26 protein-coding genes and 3 pseudogenes are annotated in these 19,606 nt (G+C 60.4%); 6 read left to right on the top strand and 23 right to left on the bottom strand.

What is annotated here, in order from left to right; genetic code table 11:
• Window positions 1–7 precede the first annotated feature (7 nt).
• The 3 genes and pseudogenes from B586_RS17505 to B586_RS17495 form a co-directional block, all read left to right on the top strand.
• Window positions 8–511, top strand: a pseudogene (locus tag B586_RS17505) (fructosamine kinase family protein); the annotation flags it as partial.
• A gap of 150 nt (window positions 512–661) precedes the next feature.
• Window positions 662–1,483 carry an amidohydrolase family protein gene (locus B586_RS17500; protein ID WP_054879265.1) on the top strand — a complete coding sequence of 274 codons (822 nt, stop codon included), beginning with the start codon at window positions 662–664 and terminating at the stop codon, window positions 1,481–1,483.
• The gene (locus B586_RS17495) at window positions 1,480–3,027 is read left to right on the top strand and encodes an acetolactate synthase large subunit (protein WP_054879266.1); all 1,548 of its coding nucleotides are present in this window, start codon (window positions 1,480–1,482) and stop codon (window positions 3,025–3,027) included. The genes B586_RS17500 and B586_RS17495 overlap by 4 nt, the downstream gene beginning before the upstream one ends.
• Window positions 3,028–3,102: 75 nt before the next feature.
• On the opposite strand, the gene B586_RS17490 is transcribed toward B586_RS17495, so the two are convergent.
• The 10 genes from B586_RS17490 to B586_RS17445 form a co-directional block, all read right to left on the bottom strand.
• Complete coding sequence (locus B586_RS17490) at window positions 3,103–3,675, bottom strand: PPE family protein (protein ID WP_082607689.1); 573 nt, start codon at window positions 3,673–3,675, stop codon at window positions 3,103–3,105.
• 25 nt (window positions 3,676–3,700) lie between these two features.
• Window positions 3,701–4,021: a PE family protein gene (locus B586_RS17485; protein WP_054879268.1), complete on the bottom strand. Its 321-nt coding sequence runs from the start codon at window positions 4,019–4,021 to the stop codon at window positions 3,701–3,703.
• A gap of 662 nt (window positions 4,022–4,683) precedes the next feature.
• Window positions 4,684–5,331 (bottom strand): PPE family protein, encoded by a 648-nt coding sequence (locus B586_RS17480; RefSeq protein WP_082607688.1) that lies wholly within the window; start codon window positions 5,329–5,331, stop codon window positions 4,684–4,686.
• Between the two features lie 29 nt (window positions 5,332–5,360).
• Complete coding sequence (locus B586_RS17475) at window positions 5,361–5,684, bottom strand: PE family protein (protein WP_054879270.1); 324 nt, start codon at window positions 5,682–5,684, stop codon at window positions 5,361–5,363.
• Between the two features lie 640 nt (window positions 5,685–6,324).
• On the bottom strand, window positions 6,325–6,906 hold the full coding sequence (locus tag B586_RS17470) for a PPE family protein (protein WP_082607687.1): 582 nt from the start codon (window positions 6,904–6,906) through the stop codon (window positions 6,325–6,327).
• Window positions 6,907–6,936: 30 nt separating this feature from the next.
• A complete protein-coding gene (locus B586_RS17465; protein WP_054879272.1) occupies window positions 6,937–7,248 on the bottom strand; it encodes a PE domain-containing protein in 312 nt (103 codons plus the stop codon).
• Window positions 7,249–7,312: 64 nt separating this feature from the next.
• Entirely contained in the window at window positions 7,313–7,888 is a 576-nt protein-coding gene (locus tag B586_RS17460) for a PPE family protein (RefSeq protein WP_054879273.1), read from the bottom strand.
• Between the two features lie 28 nt (window positions 7,889–7,916).
• On the bottom strand, window positions 7,917–8,240 hold the full coding sequence (locus tag B586_RS17455) for a PE family protein (RefSeq protein WP_054879274.1): 324 nt from the start codon (window positions 8,238–8,240) through the stop codon (window positions 7,917–7,919).
• A gap of 736 nt (window positions 8,241–8,976) precedes the next feature.
• On the bottom strand, window positions 8,977–9,558 hold the full coding sequence (locus B586_RS17450) for a PPE family protein (RefSeq protein ID WP_156406829.1): 582 nt from the start codon (window positions 9,556–9,558) through the stop codon (window positions 8,977–8,979).
• Window positions 9,559–9,586: 28 nt separating this feature from the next.
• Entirely contained in the window at window positions 9,587–9,799 is a 213-nt protein-coding gene (locus B586_RS17445) for a PE family protein (RefSeq protein ID WP_082607685.1), read from the bottom strand.
• 460 nt (window positions 9,800–10,259) lie between these two features.
• Here B586_RS17445 and B586_RS22445 point away from each other — a divergent pair.
• Window positions 10,260–10,412, top strand: a pseudogene (locus B586_RS22445) (thiamine pyrophosphate-dependent enzyme); the annotation flags it as partial.
• Window positions 10,413–10,487: 75 nt separating this feature from the next.
• Here the strand turns inward: B586_RS22445 and B586_RS17440 are convergent.
• The 3 genes from B586_RS17440 to B586_RS17430 form a co-directional block, all read right to left on the bottom strand.
• Window positions 10,488–11,060 (bottom strand): PPE family protein, encoded by a 573-nt coding sequence (locus B586_RS17440; RefSeq protein WP_054879277.1) that lies wholly within the window; start codon window positions 11,058–11,060, stop codon window positions 10,488–10,490.
• A 126-nt stretch (window positions 11,061–11,186) separates the two neighbouring features.
• The gene (locus B586_RS17435; RefSeq protein WP_054879278.1) at window positions 11,187–11,768 is read right to left on the bottom strand and encodes a PPE family protein; all 582 of its coding nucleotides are present in this window, start codon (window positions 11,766–11,768) and stop codon (window positions 11,187–11,189) included.
• Between the two features lie 22 nt (window positions 11,769–11,790).
• Window positions 11,791–12,117, bottom strand: coding sequence for a PE family protein (locus B586_RS17430; RefSeq protein ID WP_054879279.1), 327 nt, complete (start codon window positions 12,115–12,117; stop codon window positions 11,791–11,793).
• On the opposite strand from B586_RS17430, the gene B586_RS17425 reads away from it, so the two are divergent.
• Window positions 12,116–12,319 (top strand): hypothetical protein, encoded by a 204-nt coding sequence (locus tag B586_RS17425; RefSeq protein WP_054879280.1) that lies wholly within the window; start codon window positions 12,116–12,118, stop codon window positions 12,317–12,319. The two genes, B586_RS17430 and B586_RS17425, sit on opposite strands and share 2 nt — an antisense overlap.
• Before the next feature lie 213 nt (window positions 12,320–12,532).
• On the opposite strand, the gene B586_RS17420 is transcribed toward B586_RS17425, so the two are convergent.
• Complete coding sequence (locus B586_RS17420; protein ID WP_047317043.1) at window positions 12,533–13,153, bottom strand: PPE family protein; 621 nt, start codon at window positions 13,151–13,153, stop codon at window positions 12,533–12,535.
• A 25-nt stretch (window positions 13,154–13,178) separates the two neighbouring features.
• The gene (locus B586_RS22280; RefSeq protein ID WP_257720484.1) at window positions 13,179–13,388 is read right to left on the bottom strand and encodes a PE family protein; all 210 of its coding nucleotides are present in this window, start codon (window positions 13,386–13,388) and stop codon (window positions 13,179–13,181) included.
• A 453-nt stretch (window positions 13,389–13,841) separates the two neighbouring features.
• On the opposite strand from B586_RS22280, the pseudogene B586_RS20500 reads away from it, so the two are divergent.
• A pseudogene (locus B586_RS20500) lies at window positions 13,842–13,994 on the top strand (thiamine pyrophosphate-dependent enzyme); the annotation flags it as partial.
• A 53-nt stretch (window positions 13,995–14,047) separates the two neighbouring features.
• On the opposite strand, the gene B586_RS17410 reads toward B586_RS20500, so the two are convergent.
• The 8 genes from B586_RS17410 to B586_RS17385 form a co-directional block, all read right to left on the bottom strand.
• Window positions 14,048–14,617 (bottom strand): PPE family protein, encoded by a 570-nt coding sequence (locus B586_RS17410; RefSeq protein ID WP_054879281.1) that lies wholly within the window; start codon window positions 14,615–14,617, stop codon window positions 14,048–14,050.
• Between the two features lie 28 nt (window positions 14,618–14,645).
• Window positions 14,646–14,969, bottom strand: a complete 324-nt coding sequence (locus B586_RS17405) for a PE family protein (RefSeq protein ID WP_054879282.1) — start codon at window positions 14,967–14,969, stop codon at window positions 14,646–14,648.
• Between the two features lie 200 nt (window positions 14,970–15,169).
• Entirely contained in the window at window positions 15,170–15,748 is a 579-nt protein-coding gene (locus B586_RS17400) for a PPE family protein (RefSeq protein ID WP_082607683.1), read from the bottom strand.
• Between the two features lie 35 nt (window positions 15,749–15,783).
• A complete protein-coding gene (locus tag B586_RS20495) occupies window positions 15,784–15,957 on the bottom strand; it encodes a PE family protein (RefSeq protein ID WP_082607682.1) in 174 nt (57 codons plus the stop codon).
• On the bottom strand, window positions 15,923–16,093 hold the full coding sequence (locus tag B586_RS20490) for a PE domain-containing protein (protein ID WP_082607681.1): 171 nt from the start codon (window positions 16,091–16,093) through the stop codon (window positions 15,923–15,925). Before B586_RS20490 ends, B586_RS20495 begins: the two co-directional genes overlap by 35 nt.
• A gap of 497 nt (window positions 16,094–16,590) precedes the next feature.
• Window positions 16,591–16,791, bottom strand: coding sequence for a hypothetical protein (locus tag B586_RS22855; protein ID WP_156406828.1), 201 nt, complete (start codon window positions 16,789–16,791; stop codon window positions 16,591–16,593).
• Window positions 16,792–16,915: 124 nt separating this feature from the next.
• Entirely contained in the window at window positions 16,916–18,418 is a 1,503-nt protein-coding gene (gene fadD17 / locus B586_RS17390) for a long-chain-fatty-acid--CoA ligase FadD17 (RefSeq protein ID WP_054879285.1), read from the bottom strand.
• Between the two features lie 89 nt (window positions 18,419–18,507).
• Window positions 18,508–19,605, bottom strand: a complete 1,098-nt coding sequence (locus tag B586_RS17385; RefSeq protein ID WP_054879286.1) for an acyl-CoA dehydrogenase family protein — start codon at window positions 19,603–19,605, stop codon at window positions 18,508–18,510.
• Between the last annotated feature and the right edge of the window lies 1 nt (window position 19,606).

The raw sequence follows: 19,606 nt of genomic DNA, 5'->3' as shown, positions 1-19,606 counted from the left end.
TAGCGGCGTGACCGTGTTCGTCAAGCACCAGTCGGGCGCGCCCACCGGCTTCTTTGCTTGGGAAGTCGCTGGGCTGCGCTGGCTTTCCGGCGTTGACGGCGGCATGCCCTGCGCGCAAGTGGTATCTTTCGACGCGGTCAGTCTGACCCTGCGGCGGCTTGATTCGGTGACTCCGAGCCCCGAAGCGGCATACACGTTCGGTAGTCGACTGGCTGTCACACACGATGCGGGTGCTGCGGCGTTCGGTGCCGGACCCGACGGATGGAACGGGTCCGGGTTCTTCGGGCCGCTGTCACAGCCATTGCCGATGTCGTTGCGGCGGCACTCGCGATGGGGCAATTTCTACGCCGACGAGCGGCTGGCACCGATGGCTGAGTTCGCGGTGCCGCGCCTGGATGCCGCGACCCGGGCCATGATTGACTCCGTCGTGGCATGTTGCCGGGCAGGCGACTTCGACGACGATGACCATCCCGCCTGGCTACACGGCGATTTGTGGAGCGGCAACGTGATGCTCGCGCTGGCCGGCGGTGGATACGCGGGGTAGACGCATGCCGCCGCCCGCACCGCGCTGGCCGGCTGATCGCGTCTACAGTCGAATTGCCCGCCTCCTCGTCCCGCCGCTGCGCGGCGCGCATCGTCGGCGAGCTAATGTCGAAGCTCTATGACGATCGATGTGTGGATGCAGCATCCGACTGCGCGATTCCTACGCAGCGACATGCTGGCCTCGTTGCGGCGCTGGACTGGGGGAATTCCCGACACCGACGTCCCGATCGAGGCGACCATCGCCTCGATGGATGCCGCCGACGTCGATCTCGGTCTGCTCAGCGCGTGGTGTGGTCCGGGCGGCCAGGATCTGATCTCCAATGATGAGGTCGCGGAATGGATCCGGTTGCACCCAAAACGGTTTGCCGGCCTGGCCGCGGTCGACCTTGATCGTCCGATGGTGGCGGTCCGCGAGTTGCGGCGCCGCGTGCAGGAGGGGTTCGTGGGTCTTCGGGTGGTGCCCTGGTTGTGGAATGCGCCGCCGACGGATCGCCGCTACTATCCGTTGTTCGCCGAATGCGTGGAGTTGGGTGTGCCGTTTTGCACCCAGGTCGGTCACACCGGTCCGCTGCGGCCGTCGGAGACCGGACGACCGATTCCCTATATCGACCAGGTGGCGCTCGACTTTCCGGAGCTCGTCATCGTGTGCGGCCATGTCGGCTATCCGTGGACCGAGGAGATGGTGGCGGTCGCCCGCAAGCACCAGAACGTCTATATCGACACCTCGGCATATACCATCGAGCGACTGCCGGACGAGCTGGTCCGATTCATGAAAACCGGTACCGGACAACGCAAAGTTCTGTTCGGCACCAACTATCCGATGATCGGCCACACGCACGCCCTGGCGGGGTTGGACGAACTCGGGCTCAACGATAAGGCACGCCGAGAATTCCTGCGCGGCAACGCGAAACGTGTTTTCAAACTGGAGGCTAACAGGTGAACGGCGCTCAGGCCCTAATCAACACCTTGGTCGACGGCGGCGTCGACGTGTGCTTCGCCAACCCCGGCACCTCGGAGATGCACTTTGTGGCCGCGCTGGACACCGTTGCCCGCATGCGTGGTGTGCTAACCCTTTTCGAAGGTGTGGCCACCGGTGCAGCCGACGGCTACGCCCGCATCGCCGGCCGGCCGGCCGCGGTGCTGCTGCACCTGGGCCCCGGGTTAGGTAACGGTCTGGCCAACCTGCACAACGCGCGCCGCGCCCGGGTGCCGATGGTGGTGGTGGTCGGCGACCACGCCACCTATCACAAGAAGTACGACGCCCCACTGGAATCCGACATCGACGCGCTGGCCGGCACCGTTTCAGGATGGCTGCGCCAGACAGCGGACCCCGCCCACGTCGGGGTCGATGCGGCGGCGGCGATCGCTGCAAGCCGGTCGTGCTCGCAGATCTCGACGCTGATCCTGCCCGCTGACGTGTCCTGGTCGGACGGCGCCGATCCTGCCGCGTCGGGGTCAGCACCGCCAGCCAGCGCCGGCGTCGACGTGGGGTCGGTTCGCAAGGCCTTGGAATCGGGAGAACCCACGGTGATCTTGATCGGTGCGGACGCCACCGGCCGGTCGGGGCTGGCCGCAGCCGCGCGGATCGCTGCGGCGACCGGGGCTCGCTGGTTCTGCGAGACCTTCCCGGCCCGGTTGGAGCGTGGCGCTGGCGTTCCCACTGTCGAGCGGCTCGCCTACTTCGCCGAGGCTGCCGCGGCCCAGCTGGGCGGCGCCAAGCATCTGGTGCTGGCCGGCGCCAAGTCACCGGTGTCCTTCTTTGCTTACCCGGGCATGCCTAGTGATCTCGTGCCAGCCGGCTGCGAGGTGCATGTGCTCGCCGAGCCCGGCGGCGCAGCCGACGCGCTGACCACGTTGGCTGACGACGTGGCACCCGGGACCACAGCCCCGGTGCTGGCCCCATTACGCCCGCAGCTGCCGTCGGGTCCGTTGACCTCAGCATCGGCTGCGGACGTGGTCGGCGCGCTGTTGCCCGAACGGGTGATTGTCGTCGACGAGTCGAACACCTCCGGGGTGTTGCTGGCCGCGGCCACCGCCGGGGCGCCGGCCCATGACTGGTTGACGCTGACTGGCGGGGCGATTGGCTACGGCATTCCTGCCGCGGTGGGTGCCGCGGTGGCCGCCCCGGACCGTCCGGTGCTGTGCCTGGAATCCGACGGGTCAGCGATGTACACGATTTCGGGGTTGTGGACTCAGGCGCGGGAGAACCTCGACGTGACCACCGTCATCTACAGCAACGGCGCCTACGACATCTTGCGGATTGAGCTGCAACGGGTGGGCGCCGGGTCGACCCCCGGCCCGAAAGCGCTTGATCTACTTGATTTGTCGTGTCCGACAATTGATTTCGTTAAGATCGCCGAGGGTATGGGAGTTTCGGCTCGGCGCGCTACTACCTGTGCGGAGTTGGCCGACGCCTTGGGTGCAGCGTTCGCCGAGCCGGGGCCGCATCTGATCGACGCGGTAGTGCCGTCAATCGTCGGGTAGCTACCGAAGGTGTCTCATGAGCCGTTGCATCATCTCGTTGAGCACATTCGCTGCGGTGTCGAACACGTCGGAGACCTAACTGCCGGTCAGAAGTAGTGCCGGCTGGACCAATCCGGTGTTGGTGGCGATCGGCGGCGGCTGCCGCCACGGAGTCAACTTCTTCACCGCGGCTGACAATGTCTGCCTATACCACAACATCGCCCTACCGTCCTGGTCCCAGTACCTTCCGTATTCATCTTCGAGTGCTGCGATCGCCGCATTGTTTTGCCCGAGCTCGTTGTCGTTGATCAGCGCCAACACCTCAGCACGGTTAGTGTCGATCAGTTCGGGGTGTACCACGTTGTGACGTGCATCGACAAAGGCATCCGCGACGTAGCGGGTCAGTCTCTCCGTCTCATAGATCTTGCCATCGAGGTAGTACAGCCACCTTAGAAACAGTGTGGCCGCATCAATCACCTGTTGCGCCGCGGGACCCGACCAGTTGTCCTTCAGGCAGTGGAGCATTTGGCTGAACGATCTCTTCAGGTCCCACATCTCCTTACGCAACGACGTCCACGCCTGGACGGCGTCCTCTATCGAGTCAGCACCCGGGCCGCCCCATATGTTGTGGGAGTTGATTTCTGGTGGTAGTCCTTCGGAATGTGGCATGTTTGTTGTTCCTTCCGGCTCGTAACTACTGTGATGACTCGTAGCTCAAGGCCGTGATGTTGTCGGCTTCGGCGGTCGCATACTTATTGGCACCGGCATCCAAGGCGAGTGCGAACTCGTCAAGGGTCGCCGCCGCCGCAGCGATGGTCTGCCGATACTGCTGCGCGTATCGGACCAGATACGCTGCCACCCTTTTCGAGTCGGCATCGAGGCCGGGAGCTACCACCGCGGTTATCGCTTGGGCCTCCGGCTCAGCAGTGGCGGAAACCACTCGCTCACTAAATCGTCGCACCCGCGCAGCCGCTAGCTCCAACGCTTGGGGGACTGTGAACAACACATAAGACATGACATATCAACTCCGTTTCACGATTAGTGAACCCGCGCACAGTGCGCCGGCCTGGATCAACTATCGATTGTTTGCGCTGCCGACCACTCACGTTGGTGAGGCGCAACGACTTCACTGGCACGGTTATGCGATAGACCCACGAGGTCCAATACGCGTAAACTACTGCAAATCTGAGCTATTCAAGATAGACACCATCGCCTGAGCAGGCTTCTGTGTATCCCCTCCTAGTTTGCGATCAGGGTATGGTATCAGAAATTTTTCGGTGTCAATGGCCCGATACGCCAGATGAGGCTTGGCGCGCAAGGAGTTGCTCCGAGGGCTCGGGCCGGGTGGTCTCGTTCGCCGATGCCGCCGACCCGCTTCGGTCTCTGACTCGTCCTGACGGGTTGTTGGTCGACGGCGGAGTTTAGCGGGGCAGCAACACTGCCGAACTCAACCACGCCGGTGGGCAGGGGCAGCCGCGGCCGTTCATAACTGGACGGACGCCACTATGCTGCACCGTGTTTCGTCGACACGTCGGCGATGCATTCGATAATGCGCTGTGTCCGAACACGGTCGGGCTCGGCACGACTCAGTGTGTCCGTCGCCACAGGCCAGCTACCCGGCCACCCACGAAAGACCAAGTCCAGTAGCACGGATCAGATTCTTGGATGATCTGTGGTCTAAGCTCGCGTCACGGTCGAGGTGCATCGCGACCTCGGTGCCCCTCGACCGTGACGGTCAGCGCGTTGAGTTTCGCGGTCTGCCGCAAGTGGTACCGGCTGGACCAATCCGGTGTTGCTGGCAATGGGCGGCGGCTGCTGCCACGGAGTCCTCAACATTCTCCTCGCAACTGACAACCTAACCCGATACATCGTCATCGCCCTGCCGTCCTGGTCCCAGTATCTTCCGTATTCATCCTCGAGTGCCGAGATTTCCGGAGTGTTTAGCCCCAGCTCGTTGTCGTTGATCAGCGCGACCACCTGAGCACGGTTAGCGTCGATCAGTTCCGGGTCCACCACGTCAGAATGTGCATGGCGAAAGGCCGCCATGAGTTGCAAAATTGCTTCCTCGACGTTACTGATCTGCTTATCGAGGTCAACCAGCCACTGCTGAAATGGCTTGGACGCATCAATCACCTGTGTCGCCGCCTCACCCGACCACTGCTCCGCCAGACAGCTGAGCATTTCGTCGAACGACGCCGTGAGGTTCCGCATCTCATCACCCAACGACTCCCACCGTATGCTGGCGTGCGCCAACGAGGAAGCCCCCGGGCCGTTCCGTATGTTATGGGAGTTGATCTCTGGTGGTAGCCCGTTGAAATGTGGCATGTTTGTTCGTTGTTCCTTCCGGCTCGTAACTACTGTGATGACTCGTTGAGCCGCATCAAGGCCGTGACGTTGTCGGTCTCGGCGTCCGCATACTTCGCTGCCCCGACCAGCAAGGCTGCCGCGAACTCCTCAAGGATTACCGTCGCCGCGGCGATGGTCTGCCGGTACTGCTGCGCGTACCGGACCAGATACGCTGCTGCCCTTGCCGAGTCCGCATCCAGCCCAGGAGCCACCACAGCGGTTATCTCCGGGGACTCCGACTCGGCATTGACCTCAACCGCCCGCTCACGAATGTCTCGCACCTTCGCGGCCGCTCGCTGCAACGCCTCGGGGACAGTGACCAGAAAACCCATGACCCATCAACTCCATTCCACAATTAAGGAACCCGCGCACATGGCGCCGGGCTGATCAACTATCGATTGTTTGCGCGGTCGATGATCCACGTTGGTGAAGCGTGACGACTTCACGGCACGGCTATGCGACAGACCCGCGAGGTCCAATGCGCGCAAAACTACTGCAAGTTCGAGCTATTCAAGATGTACACCGTCGCCTGATCAGGCCTCTGGGTATCCCTCCTAAGTTGCAGTGTTGGGTATGATATCAAAAATTTTCGGTGTTTGTGGCCCGGGATGCCAGGGCGGGGCTTGGCGCGCAAGGTTCATCGCGTGAGGTACTCCGAGGGGCTCAGGCCCATGAGGTCTCGTTCGACAGATCGTCCAAGAATCCGATTCCTGGTACTTGACTTGGTCTTTCGCGGATGGCCGGGTAGCTGGCCTGTGGCAGCGGACACGCTGAGTCGTGCCGAGCCCGATCGTGTTCGGGCACAGCGCATTATCGAATGCGTCGCCGATGCGTCGGTGAAACACGGTGCAGCATAGTGGTGTCCGTCCCGTTCTGAAAGCAGGGGCTTCCTGCTCGCTGGCGCAGTTGAGCGCGGCATTGTCGCTACCTCGCTAAATTGCGGCGTCGGCCCCCAATCACTATCACGACGCATCAGAGACCGAAGCGGGCTTCAGCACGTGGTATCGGCTGGACCAACCCGGTGTTGGTGGCGATCGGCGGTGGCTGCTGCCACGGAGTCAACCTCGTTAACGCGAACGACAAGTCATGCCTGTACGTCCGCATCGCATCACCGTCCTGGTCCCAGTAGTCTGCGTATTCGTGCTCGAGTTGCGCGATCGCCGCAGTGTTTTGCCCGAGCTCGTTGTCGTTGGTCAGCGCTAACATCTGAGTACGGTTAGCGTTGATTAGTGCCGGGTCCACCATGCTGTTATGGGCAAGGCAAAAGGCCACCATGATGTAGTGGGTCTGTCTCGCGATATTCGCGATCTGGTCAACGAGGTCGACCAACCATTCCTGAAACGGCTTGGCTGCATTAATTACCTGCATCGCTGCTTCACCTGACCACGCCTTCGCCAGGCCGCTGAGCATTACGTCCAACTGCCACTTGAGGGAACTCACCTCGTAACCCAGCTCCGTCCACTGCGAACTGGCGCGTGTTAACGATGCAGGACCCGGGCCGTTCCGCATGTTGTGGGAGTTGATTTCTGGTGGTAGTCCTTCGGAATGTGGCATGTGTGTTCGTTGTTCCTTTTCGGCTCGTAACTACTGTGCTGACTCGTAGCTCAAGGCTGTGATGTTGTTGTCGGCCTTGGCGGTCGCATACTTAATGGCACCGGCATCTAAGGCGGCCGCGAACTCCTCAAGAATCACCGTCGCCGCGGCGATGGTCTGCTGATACTGCTGTGCGTATCGGACCAGATAGGTTGCCGCCCTTTTCGAGTCGGCATCGAGCGCGGGAGCCACCACCGCGGCTATCGCTGGGGCTCCCGACTCAGCAGTGACGTCAACTGCCCGCTCACGAAGTTGTCGCACCGTTGCAGCCGCTTTCTGCAATGCCTCGCGGACGGTGGCCACATAGGACGTGACACGCGTAAACTACTGCAAATCCAAGCTATTCAAGATACACACCATCGCTTAATCAGGCCTCTGCTATCACTCCCAAATTTTGCAGTGGGGACCGGGTGTTGTTGGCGATCGGCGGTGGCTGCTGCCACGGAGTCAACCTCGACAACGCAATCGACAACTTACGCCTGTACCTATTCATCGCCGTACCGTCCTGGTCCCAGTACCTTCCGTATTCGTCCTCGAGTGCTGCGATATCCGCATTGTTTAGCCCGAACTCGTTGTCGTTGATCAGCGCCAACACCTCAGCACGGTTAGAGTCGATCAGTGCCGGATGCACCAGCTCGTTCTGTGCAACGTAAAAGGCCGTCATGATGTACTGGGTTTCTCTCTCGATATTAAGGATCTGCTCAACGAGGTCAACCAGCCACTCCTGAAATGGCTTGGCTGCATTAATCGCCTGTATCGCTACCTCACCCGACCACTCTTCTGCCAGGCAGTTGAGTATTTGGTCGAACGACACCTTGAGGTCCCACATCTCCTGATTCAACAACCCCCATCGCCGGCTGGCGTGCACCAACGAGGAACCACCCGGGCCGTTCCACATGTTGTGCGAGTTGATCTCTGGCGGTAGCCCTTCGAAATGCGGCATGTATGTTAGTTGTTCCTTCGGCTCGTAACTACTGTGATGACTCGTTGAGCCGCATCAAGGCCGTGACGTTGTCGACCTCGGCGGCGGAGTACTGAGCGGCACCGGCATCCAAGGCGGCCGCGAACTCCTCAAGAATCACCGCTGCCGCAGCGATGGTCTGCCGATATTGCTGGCCTTTCCGGACCAGATAGGCTGCCACCCTTTTTGAGTCGGCATCGAGCGCGGGAGCCACCACCGCGGTTATCTCTGGGGCCGCCGACTCAGCATTAGCCGAAATCGCCCGCTCACGAAGTTGTCGCACCGTTGCCGCCGCTTTCTGCAATGCTTCGGGGACGGTGACTACATAAGACATGACCTATTAACTCCATTTCACGATTAATTGAAACCCGCGCACCATGGCGCCGGGCTGATTAACTATTGATTGTTTGCGGTGTCGGCCACCCACGTTGGTGAAGCGCACGACTTCACGGGCACGGCTATGCGACACGCCCAAGAGGGCAGTTCCGCGTAAACTACTGCAAATCCGAGCTATTCAAGATAGACACCATCGCCTGAGCAGGCTTCTGTGTATCCCCTCCTAAGTTGCGGTAGGGGGATATGGTACCAGAAGTTTCCGGTGTCAGTGGCCCGGAGAGGCTAGCGACTGGAGCTGCTCTGCGGGGCTCAGGCCCACGAAGTCTGGTTCACCGATACAGCCGGACGTACCCACTCGAAGAAGAACTCACGTAACGACACACACGCGAAAACTGTGCTGACCGACACGGCCCGGCGACATCGACATCGCGGTGCCCCTCGACCGCGACGGCAGCTTTGAACCGCAGACCATCCCAAGGAGCAGCAAGCCGTGGCGTGTTGAAGCTAACCGGGTTTGATGCACAGTTCGTTACCTGTGACCGATGTGCTGTGCGACCCGTATCTGATCCGTGGCACTGGACTCGGTCTTTCACGGGCGGCCGGTAGCTGGGCCGTGGTGGCGGACACGCTGAGTTTTGCCGAGCCCGATCATGTTCTGACCCAGCGCATTATCGAATTTATCGCTGACGATCCCCGCCGACGATCAACCCGACTGCATCAAATTGATCGACGAATCAGAGACCGAAGCGGTCTGCAGCACGTGGCATTGATGCCACCAGTCCGGTGTTGTTGGCGATCGGCGGCGGCTGCTGCCACGGAGTCAAGCTCGTTAACGCGACTGACAAGTCATGCCTGTACGTTCTCATCGCATCACCGTCCTGGTCCCAGTAGTCTGCGTATTCGTGCTCGAGTTGCGCGATCGCCGCAGTGTTTTGCCCGAGCTCGTTGTCTTGGAGCAGCGCCAACACCTGAGCACGGTTAGCGTTGATCAGTTCCGGGTCCACCACGTCGTAATGTGCAAGGCGAAAGGCCCTCATGATGTAGTGGGTCTGTCTCGCTATATTCATGATCTGGTCACTGAGGTCCTCCAGCCACTCCTGAAATGGCTTGGCTGCATTAATCGCCTGCATTGCCACCTCACCCGACCACTCTTCGGTCAGACAGGTGAGCATTTGGTCGAACGACATCTTGAGGTCCCACATCTCCTTACCCAGCGACATCCACTTCATGGAGGCGTGCGCCATCGAGAAAGGACCCGGGCCGCCCAGCATGTTGGCGGAGTTGATTTCCGGTGGTAGCCCTTCGGAATGTGGCATGTTTGTTCGTTGTTCCTTCGGCTCGTAGCTACTGTGATGACTCGTTGAGCTGTAAGGCGGTGATGTTGTCGGCTTCGGCGGCGGAGTACTTAGCGACACCGGCATTTAAGGCCAGCGCAAATCCCTCAAGGATCTCCGCCGTCGCAGCAATGGTCTGTTCATACTGCTGCGCGTATCGCACCAGACACGCTGCCGCCCTTTTTGAGTCGGCATCGAGCGCGGGGGCCACCACCGCGGTTATCGCTGGGCCGCCGAATCATTACTGGAAGAGAACCACCCCTTCGCGAAGTTGCCGCACGTTCACAGCCGCTCACCGCCGCGCCTTGGGGACGGTGACCACATAAGACATGACCTATCAACTCCACTCCCCGATTAACGAACCCGCACACATGGCACCGGGCTGATCAACTATTGATTGTTTGCGGTGTCGGCCACCCACGTTGGTGAAGCGCAACGACTTCACGGGCACGGCTATACGACAGACCAAGAAGTCCAATGCGCGTAAACTACTGCAAGTCCGAGCTATTCAAGATAGACACCATCGCCTGATCAGGCCTCTGTGTATCCCCTCCTAAGTTGCGGCGGTGAGATGGTATCAGAAATTTTCGGTGCCGGTGGTCCGATGCGTTAGGTGGGGCTTGGAGCGCATGGTCTGCAATGACGAAACGGTGAGGACTTGGAGTTATTTGATTTACCATTGTCCAACAACGAATTTCGTTAAGATCGCCGAGGGTATGGGAGTTTCGGCGCGGCGCGCCACTACCTGTGCGGAGCTGGCTGACGCTTTGGGTGCAGCGTTCGCCGAGCCGGGGCCGCATCTGATCGACGCGGTAGTGCCGTCAATCGTCGGGTAGCTACTGAAGGTGTCTCATGAGCCGTTGCATCATATCGTTGAGCACATTCGCTGCGGTGTCGAACACGTCGGAGACCTAACTGCCAGTAGGCAGTGGTACCGGCTGGACTAACCCGGTGTTGTTGGCGATCGGCGGCGGCTGCTGCCACGGAGTCAACCTGCTCAACGCGTTCGACAACTCTTGCCTATACGTCCACATCGCATCACCGTCCTGGTCCCAGTACCTGTCGTATTCGTCCTCGAGTGCCGCGATCGCCGCATTGTTTTGCCCGAACTCATTGTCCCTGGTCAGCGCCAACACCTGAGCACGGTTAGCGTCGATCAATATCGGGTGCACCGCGTCGCGACGTGCATTGAAAAAGGCACGCCCGATGCGGCGGATATGTCTCTCGGTCGCAAAGAGCTTGGCATCGAGGGAGTCTAGCCACCTCAGAAACGGCGTGGCCGCATCAATCACCCGTATCGCCACGGGACCCGACCAGTCGTCCATCAGACAGAGGAGTATTTGGTCGAACTGCGACCCGAGGTCACAAATCTCCCTACGCAACGACGCCCACGCCCGGACGGCGTCCTCTATTGAGTCAGCACCCGGCCCGCCCCATATGTTGTGGGAGTTGATCTCTGGTGGTAGTCCTTCGGAATGTGGCATGTTTGTTTATTGCTCCTTTTCGGCGCGTAACTACTGTGATGACTCGTAGCTCAAGGCCGTGATGTTGTCGGCTTCGGCGGTCGCATAATTAGCAGCACTGTGTCGGCTCACCACCATCACGACGAATCACAGACCAAAGCGGTCTGCAGCACGTGGCATCGGCGCGACCAATCCGATGTTGTTGGCGATGGGCGGTGGCTGCAGCCACGGAGTCAAGCTCGTTAACGCGGCCGACAATGTATACCTATACCACCACATCGCCCTACCGTTCTGGTCCCAGAACCTTCCGTATTCATCCTCGAGTGCCGCGATCGCCGCATTGTTTTGCCCAAACTCGTTGTCGTTGATCAGCGCCAACACCTCAGCACGGTTAGCGTCGATCTCTTCCGGGTCCACCACGTCGTTATGTGCACTACAAAAGGCCCTCATGATGTAGTGGGTCTGTCTCGCGATATTCATGATCTGGTCACTGAGGTCCTCCAGCCACTCCTGAAATGGCTTGGCTGCATTAATCGCCTGTCTTGCTACCTCACCCGACCACTCTTCTATTAGAGAGCTGAGCATTTGGTTGAACGACGACTTGAGTTTCTGCATCTCGTCACCCAACAACTTCCACCGATCGGCGGCGTGCACCAACGAGGAACCACCCGGGCCGTTCCGCATGTTGGCGGAGTTGATTTCTGGTGGTAGTCCTTCGGAATGTGGCATGTTTGTTGGTTGTTCCTTGCGGCTAGTATCGACTGTGGTGATTCGTTAAGCTCATGGCCGTGATGTTGTCGGCCTCGGCGGTCGCATACTTATCGGTACCGGCATCCAAGGCGGCCGCGAACTCCTCAAGAATCTCCGCCGCCGCAGCGATGGTCTGCCGATATTGCTGCCCTTTCTGGACCAGATGCGCTGCCACCCTTTGTGAGTCCGCATCGAGCGCGGGAGCCACCACCGCGGTTATCTCTGGGGATGTCGACTCGGAATCAGCCGAAATCGCCCGCTCACGAAGAGCTCGCACCGTTGCAGCCGCTTTCTGCAATGCTTCGGGGACGGTGACTACATAAGACATGACCTATCAACTCCATTTCACGATTAATGAAACCCGCACACATGGCACCGGGCTGATCAACTATCGATTGTTTGCGGTGTCGGCCACCCACGTTGGTGAAGCGCAACGACTTCACGGGCACGGCTATGCGACACACCCAAGCGGGCAATTCCGCGTAAACTACTGCAAATACGAGCTATTCGAGATAGACACCATCGCCTGATCAGGCCTCTGTGTATCTCCTCCTAAGTTGCGGTAGGGGGCATGATATCAGAAATTTTCGGAGTCAGTGGCCCCTTACGCCAGGTGGTCCTTGACACGCAAGGTCTTGCCGAGTCCGATCGTGTTCTGACCCAGCACATTATCGGATGCATCGCCAACGGGCGCCGGCCGATGATCAGCCTACCGGCAAACCCGATCACGGCGAATCGCAGAACTAAGTGGTACGAAATGGCTCCGGTGGCATCGGACTAAGTGACTCCGGTGGCGCCGTACTAAGTGGCACCGGTGGCACCAACCCGGTGTTATTGGCGATCGGCGGCGGCTGCTGCCACGGAGTCTTCAAATTCGTCAACGCAGTCGATAACCCCCACCTGTACCTGTTCATCGCCACGCCGTCCTGGTCCCAGTACCTTCCGTATTCATCCTCGAGTGCCACGATCGCCGCAGTGTTTTGCCCGAGCTCGTTGTCGTTGATCAGCGCCAACATCTCAGCGCGGTTAGCATCGATCGCTTCCGGGGGTACCACCTCGTTATGTGCATTGCAAAAAGCTATAAGGATGCGCTGGGTCTGCCTCGCGGCATTAGTGACCTGGTCACTGAAGTTGGCCAGCCAGTCCAGAAACGGCGTGGCCGCATTATTCACCTGCATCGCCACCTCACCCGACCACTCTTCCATCAGACAGCCGAGCATTTGGTCCAACGAGCATTCGAGAGAGCGCGCCTCGCGACCCAACATCTCCCACTGCGCGTAGGCGGTCACCAACGAGCCAGCACCCGGGCCGTTCCAGATGTTGCCGGAGTTGATCTCTGGTGGTAGCCCTTCGGAATGTGGCATGTTTGTTGTTCCTTCCGGCTCGTAACTACTGTGATGACTCGTAGCTCAAGGCCGTGATGTTGTCGGCCTCGGCGGTCGCATACTTATCGGGGCCGGAATCCAAGGCGAGCGCAAACTCCTCAAGGATCACCGCCGCCGCAGCGATGGTCTGCCGATACTGCTGCGTGTATCGGACCAGATGCGCCGCCGCCCTTTTCGAGTCGGCATCGAGCCCGGGAGCCACCACCGCGGTTATTGCTGGGTCGCCGACTCAGCACTGGCGTTAACCGCGCTCACAATATTGTCGCACCTTCGTGGCCGCTCGCTGCAACGTCTCGGGGACGGTGGTCACATAAGACATGACCTATCAACTCCATTCCACGATTAAGGAACCCGCGCACACTGCGCCGGGCTGATCAACGATCGATTGTTTGCGCGGTCTACCACCCACATTGGTGAGGTGCAGCGACTTCACTGGCACGGCTATACGACAGACCAAGAAGTCCAATGCGCGTAAACTACTGCAAGTCCGAGCTATTCAAGATGTACACCATTGCCTGATCAGGTCTCTGTGTATCCCCTCCTACATTGCAGGGGGTATGGTATCAGAACATTTTCGGCGTTAGTGGCCCGATACGTTAGGGGGGCTTGGGCACAAGGTCTGCAATGACGAAACGACAATGACCTGGATCTACTTAATTTATAGTGTCCGACAATAGATTTCGTTAAGGTCGCCGAGGGTATGGGAGTTTCGGCTCGGCGCGTCACTACCTGTGCGGAGTTGGCCGCGGCCTTGGGTGCGGCGTTCGCCGAGCTGGGGCCGCATCTGATCGACGCGGTAGTGCCGTCAATGATCGGGTAGCCACCGAAGATGTCTAATGAGCCATTCACTGCCGTGTCGAACACGTCGGAGACCTAACTGCCGGTAGGAAGTGGTACCGGCTGGACCAGTCCGGTGTCGTTGGCGGTCGGCGGCGGCTGCCACGGAGTCAACCTCGACAACGCAACCGACAACTTACGCCTATACCTGTACATCGCCGTACCGTCCTGGTCCCAGTACCTTCCGTATTCGTCTTCGAGTGCCGCGATCGCTGCATTGTTTTGTCCGAGCTCGTTGTCGTTGATCAGCGCCAACACCTCAGCACGGTTAGCGTCGATCAGTTCCGGGTCCACCAGCTCGTCCTGTGCAACGTAAAAGGCCGTCATGATGCACTGGGTTTCTCTCGCGATATTCATGATCTGGTCACTGAGGTCCTCCAGCCACTCCTGAAATGGCTTGGCTGCATTAATCACCTGTCTAGCTACCTCACCTGACCACTCTTCAGTCAGGCAGTGGAGCATTTGGTCGAACGACACCTTGAGGTCCCACATCTTATGATTCAACAACCCCCACCGCCAGCTGGCGTGCACCAACGAGGAACCACCCGGGCCGTTCCACATGTTGCCGGAGTTGATTTCTGGTGGTAGTCCTTCGGAATGTGGCATGGTTGTTCGTTGTTCCTTCGGCTCGTAATTACTGTGATGACTCGTTGAACCGCATCAAGGCCGTGACGTTGTCGACCTCGGTGGCAGAGTACTGAGCGGCACCGGCATCCAAGGCGGCCGCAAATTCTTCAAGAATCACCGCCGCCGCCACGATGGTCTGTCGATATTGCTGGCCTTTCCGGACCAGATAGGCTGCTGTCCTTTTCGAGTCGGCATCGAGCGCGGGAGCCACCACCGCAGTTATCTCTGGGGACACCGACTCAGAATTGGCCAAAATCGCCCGGTCACGAAGAGCTCGCACCGTTGCAGCCGCTTTCTGCAATGCTTCGGGGACGGTGACCACATAAGACATGACACATCAACTCCACTCCGCGATTAACGAACCCGCACACATGGCACCGGGCTGATCAACTATCGACTGTTTGCGGTGTCGGCCACCCACGTTGGTGAAGCGCACGACTTCACGGGCACGGCTATGCGACACACCCAAGCGGGCAATTCCGCGTAAACTACTGCAAATACGAGCTATTCGAGATAGACACCATCGCCTGATCAGGCCTCTGTGTATCCCTCCCCAAGTTGCAGTGGGGACCTGGTGTTGTTGGCGATCGGTGGCGGTTGCTGCCACGGAGTATTCAACTGCCTCAACGTACCCGACAACATAGCCCTATATATCTTCATCACATCGCCGTCCTGGTCCCAGTACCTTCCGTATTCGTCCTCGAGTGCCGCGATCGCCACAGTGTTTTGTCCGAGCTCGTTGTCGTTGATCAGCGCCAACACCTCAGCACGGTTAGCGTCGATCACTTCCGGGGGCACCACCTCGTGATGTGCAAGACAAAAGGCCCCCATGATGTACTGGGTCTGTCTCGCGACATTAGTGATCTGCTCACCGAGGTCGACCAGCCACTCCTGAAACGGCGTGGCCGCATTAATTACCTGCATCGCCTCCTCACCTGACCACTGTTCCGTCAGACAGCTGAGCATTTGGTCGAACGACGACTTGAGGGACGACGCCTCGTGACCCAACACCGACCACTGCCCGTAGGCGCGCGCCAACGAGTCATGACCGGGGCCGTTGTACATGTTGTGGGAGTTGATCTCTGGTGGTAGCCCTTCAGAATGCGGCATGTTTGTTCGTTGTTCCTTGCGGCTCGTAACGACTGCTATGACTCGTAGCTCAAGGCCGTGATGTTGTCGTCCTCGGCGGTCGCATACTTAGCGGCACCGGCATCCAAGGCCAGCGCAAACTCCTCAAGAATCACCGTCGCCGCAGCGATGGCCTGCCGATACTGCTGCCCGAACTCACGCAGACGCTGCGAACATTTCCGAGTCCTCATCCAGCCCGGGAGCCACCACCGCGGTTATCTCTGGAGACTTCGACGGATCATTGACGTCAACCACCTCCTCAGCCAAGTGTCGCGCTTGCTCAGCCGCATCCCGCAACACCTCGAGGCATGTGACTACATAAGACATGACGTATCAACTCCATTCCACGATTAAGAGACCCGTGCACATTGCGTCGGGGGTGGGTGATCAACTATCGATTGTTTGCGCTGTCGACCACGCACGTTGGTGAGGCGCACCGATGTCACTGCCACGGTGATACGACAGACCTGCGAGGTCCAATCCTGGTAAACTACTGCCAAGCCGATCTATTCGCGTGTATACCATCGCCCGATCAGGCTGTGTATCCCCCCTAAGTGTGCAGTGGGGGCATGGTATCAAATTTTTTGGTGTCAGCCGACGGGGTGCTCACGCGCTGACCAAGACGATGGTGGAGGCGGCGCTCGGACAATGAGCTCTTCTGCCCAGATGGGTTATTGCACACCTGATCCGGTGTGGCGCACATGACCAACTCCGGCAACAACACCCGTCGCGGCCGTTCGAGCCGCTCTACGCCGCGCTCGGCGATCGACCCGTCGGTGTACAAAGCTGTGTATGGGCGAGATGCACGGTAGCCGCACGGCAAACTATGCTTGCTGGCGCAGGGCCCATGGTGTTTGGCCAAACACGTTGTAGCCGAGCAGAAGTCGTTGAAATCCGACTGCTGCGGCCGTATAACCGGACTTCGCGGGGACGGCTTGTACCTTGCGCGCGGTGTCGGCTGGCTCTCCGAACGTCGCGATCGTCAACGGCACCTTGATGGTGACCAGGCGACGCCACCTTGCCACCGACCCGGCGAATGGTTCGGCCTGGCCGGGCAATCGCGATACCAACGTTGGCTGGCACCGTTGCGCAAAGCTGCTCAAAGCTTTGGTTTCAAGCGCAAGCTTGAGGCGTCGAGGGGCCATGCGTCTACCGGCAAATCGGCCACACTGGGTCGCCGCAGTTGACGCCGTCGGCCGACAACTGCCGCTTGAGGACCTTGAAGGTCACGGTGCGCGGCAGCGACGCGCAGACCCGGACGTACGACGGCCACTGCTTAGGCCCCAAGTCGGGCTGTTCGGCTAGGAAGGCCCGGAATTTTTCGGGATCGAACTGGGCACCCGACGCCGTCACCAACGCGGCCATCACCTGGTCGCCGACGACGGGATCTGGCACTGGATACACCGCCACCTCCGTCGCATCGGGGTATCGCAGCAATACCTGCTCAATTGGGGTCGTGCCCAGATTTTCGCCGTCAACCCGCATCCAATCACCAAGCCGCCCAGCGAAGTATGCATAGCCGGCGTCGTCGCGGTAGGCGAGATCGCCACTGTGATAGCTGCCGCCGGCCATCCGCTCGGCCTCTGCCGCGGCGTCGTTGTAGTACCCCTCGAAACGGCCCGGTCCCGCGGTGTTGACCAGCTCGCCCACCACTCCCGCTGGGCAGGGCTGGCCGGTGTCTGGGTCGACGATCTCGATCCCTTCTGGCAGCGGCCCCAATGCACCTGCCGGGGTATCGGGGGTGCGAGCGATCGCCACTCCGCCTTCGGTGGAACCGAACCCATCCTGGACGTCGCAGCCGAACCTGCGGCTGAAGCGTTCGATGTCTTCAGGTACGCCTTCATTGCCATACACCGCTCGCAGCGGGTTGTCGGCGTCGTCGGGCTGTTCGGGTGTGGCAAGCACATACGACAAAGGCTTGCCCACGTAGTTGGCGTAAGTGGCGCCGTAGCGGCGGACATCTACCAAAAAGTTCGATGCAGAGAACTTGCGCCGCAATGCCATTGAGCCCTGGCATGCCGCGGCGACTGCCCAGCCAACTAGCACCGCATTGGAATGAAACAACGGCATCGACACATAGCAGACGTCGTCACGGCCCAGCTCGAAGCGCTGCGTCATCGCCGCGCCGGCAATCGCGACCTTGCCGTGGCTGCACTTCACCGCCTTTGGCTCACCACTGGTGCCCGATGTGAAGATCAGCATGAACAGGTCTGAAGGGCTCGCCGACCGGAAACTCGGCGCGTCATTCTGATGTGCGGCCACGTCGTCGGCCCATTCGGCGGAGTCGACGTTCAGATGTTCGATATCATCTAGTGTCGCAGCTGATTTCGAGTCAACCAGCACGAGCTGGCAGTCCGCCCGGCTGATGTCGCGGGCTAGCGCCACGCCGCGGCGCACCGGATTGAGGCCTACGGGCACGATCCCTGACAGCCCGGCCGCCACCAGCACCGCCGAGAAGAACGGCGTATTTTCTAGCAGCACGCCGACATGCGGCGGCCGCTGCGGATCGAGGCGCTCACGCAGCGTCGCCGCGATTGCGGCACCGTGCCGGAGGTGGTCACGCCAGCTGGTGAATGAGTCCTCGAAATAGACACCCCGGTCGTCGATCTCAGCCAACGGCACCAGCAGTTCGGTGACGGTCGGGTCAGCCATTCGCCGCCTCCCGTCGTTTCGACCGTGAAGCTAGCTGCACAGTCGAACTCGAGCGTGAAGCTAGCTTCACGCTCGAGGCGTTCGGGTCCCTAGGCAGGGGTTTCCGCCAGCTCACGGCCGATCCGGCGCAGCTGCCTGGTGGCGCCGCCTAGCGCGAACTCAGTCTCCTTGGCAGCCAGGAAGTAACGGTGCACGGGGTGGTCGGTGTCGATGCCGACGCCGCCGTGCACGTGCACGATGGTGTGCGCCACCCGGTGCCCGGCGTCGGCGGCCCAGAACGCGGCACTAGCGACGTCGATGTCAGCGGGGGCGTCCTCGGATACCCGCCAAGCCGCCTGGGTGAGTGTCAGCCGCAACCCCTTGATGTCGATGTAGCCGTCGGCTAGTCGTTGCGCCACCGCTTGGAAGCTGCCGATCGGGCGGTCGAACTGCTCACGGGTGCGTGCATAGTCGGCAGTCAGCTGCAGGCCTCGCTCGAGGATCCCGAGCTGAAATGCGCTACGGCCCAGGGCGGCACGCAGCTCCAGCCAGGTGACGACCTCGTTCCCGCCAACCGCCCTAGCGGCGTCGACCGCAACACCGTCTAGCGTCAGGTGTCCGACGCTGCCCAAGCCGGTGGTGTGCAGCGCGGTCACCGAGACCCCGGGGTCATTGGCTGCAACTAGGAAAACTGCTTTACCGGAATCGGTTTCGGCGGGAATCAGGAATGCGTCGGCCGTCGGAGCGTAGCCGGCCTGGGTACGGGTACCGGTGAGGCGGTAGCCGTCACCGGCCCGGGTGGCGCGCACTGGCCCCTCACCCATCTCGCCGTCGAGGGCGACGGTGAGGATCTTGTCGCCGCTGACCGCCGAGGCGCCCCAACCCTGCTGCAGATCCGCGGAGCCGAACCAGGCCAGCGCCCCGGCACCCAGCACCACCGACTCCAGGTACGGCACGGCGGCTAGTTGGTGGCCCAGCGCAACCAACACGGCTGTCTGCTCGAGCACTCCGAAGCCACCGCCACCCAGCGATTCCGCTGCCGCGGTGGACAGGATGTCGGCGTCGATGAGCTTGCGCCACAGCTGCTGGTCGAACCGTTGGTCGAGCCTGTCTAGCTCACGTTGATGTTCCGGTGTGCATACCGCGTCCACGATGGTGTCGACCAAGCCACCGAGGTCGGCCGCCGCTTCGGTTGTGGTGAAATCCATG

It is taken from the genome of Mycobacterium haemophilum DSM 44634 (assembly GCF_000340435.2).
In the GTDB taxonomy this organism is placed as follows: Bacteria; Actinomycetota; Actinomycetes; order Mycobacteriales; family Mycobacteriaceae; genus Mycobacterium; species Mycobacterium haemophilum.
Note: the sequence above shows the minus strand (reverse complement) of the source record. Positions and strands in the feature narration are given on the sequence as shown.

Excerpts from the sequence above, each read along its gene's own strand:
- B586_RS17500 (WP_054879265.1), top strand. The coding sequence starts at position 662 with ATGACGATCGATGTGTGGATGCAGCATCCGACTGCGCGATTCCTACGC.
- B586_RS17490 (WP_082607689.1), bottom strand. The coding sequence starts at position 3,675 with ATGCCACATTCCGAAGGACTACCACCAGAAATCAACTCCCACAACATA.
- B586_RS17485 (WP_054879268.1), bottom strand. The coding sequence starts at position 4,021 with ATGTCTTATGTGTTGTTCACAGTCCCCCAAGCGTTGGAGCTAGCGGCT.
- B586_RS17480 (WP_082607688.1), bottom strand. The coding sequence starts at position 5,331 with ATGCCACATTTCAACGGGCTACCACCAGAGATCAACTCCCATAACATA.
- B586_RS17475 (WP_054879270.1), bottom strand. The coding sequence starts at position 5,684 with ATGGGTTTTCTGGTCACTGTCCCCGAGGCGTTGCAGCGAGCGGCCGCG.
- B586_RS17470 (WP_082607687.1), bottom strand. The coding sequence starts at position 6,906 with ATGCCACATTCCGAAGGACTACCACCAGAAATCAACTCCCACAACATG.
- B586_RS17460 (WP_054879273.1), bottom strand. The coding sequence starts at position 7,888 with ATGCCGCATTTCGAAGGGCTACCGCCAGAGATCAACTCGCACAACATG.
- B586_RS17455 (WP_054879274.1), bottom strand. The coding sequence starts at position 8,240 with ATGTCTTATGTAGTCACCGTCCCCGAAGCATTGCAGAAAGCGGCGGCA.
- B586_RS17450 (WP_156406829.1), bottom strand. The coding sequence starts at position 9,558 with ATGCCACATTCCGAAGGGCTACCACCGGAAATCAACTCCGCCAACATG.
- B586_RS17440 (WP_054879277.1), bottom strand. The coding sequence starts at position 11,060 with ATGCCACATTCCGAAGGACTACCACCAGAGATCAACTCCCACAACATA.
- B586_RS17435 (WP_054879278.1), bottom strand. The coding sequence starts at position 11,768 with ATGCCACATTCCGAAGGACTACCACCAGAAATCAACTCCGCCAACATG.
- B586_RS17425 (WP_054879280.1), top strand. The coding sequence starts at position 12,116 with ATGACCTATCAACTCCATTTCACGATTAATGAAACCCGCACACATGGC.
- B586_RS17430 (WP_054879279.1), bottom strand. The coding sequence starts at position 12,117 with ATGTCTTATGTAGTCACCGTCCCCGAAGCATTGCAGAAAGCGGCTGCA.
- B586_RS17420 (WP_047317043.1), bottom strand. The coding sequence starts at position 13,153 with ATGCCACATTCCGAAGGGCTACCACCAGAGATCAACTCCGGCAACATC.
- B586_RS17410 (WP_054879281.1), bottom strand. The coding sequence starts at position 14,617 with ATGCCACATTCCGAAGGACTACCACCAGAAATCAACTCCGGCAACATG.
- B586_RS17405 (WP_054879282.1), bottom strand. The coding sequence starts at position 14,969 with ATGTCTTATGTGGTCACCGTCCCCGAAGCATTGCAGAAAGCGGCTGCA.
- B586_RS17400 (WP_082607683.1), bottom strand. The coding sequence starts at position 15,748 with ATGCCGCATTCTGAAGGGCTACCACCAGAGATCAACTCCCACAACATG.
- B586_RS20495 (WP_082607682.1), bottom strand. The coding sequence starts at position 15,957 with ATGAGGACTCGGAAATGTTCGCAGCGTCTGCGTGAGTTCGGGCAGCAG.
- B586_RS20490 (WP_082607681.1), bottom strand. The coding sequence starts at position 16,093 with ATGTCTTATGTAGTCACATGCCTCGAGGTGTTGCGGGATGCGGCTGAG.
- fadD17 (WP_054879285.1), bottom strand. The coding sequence starts at position 18,418 with ATGGCTGACCCGACCGTCACCGAACTGCTGGTGCCGTTGGCTGAGATC.
- B586_RS17385 (WP_054879286.1), bottom strand. The coding sequence starts at position 19,605 with ATGGATTTCACCACAACCGAAGCGGCGGCCGACCTCGGTGGCTTGGTC.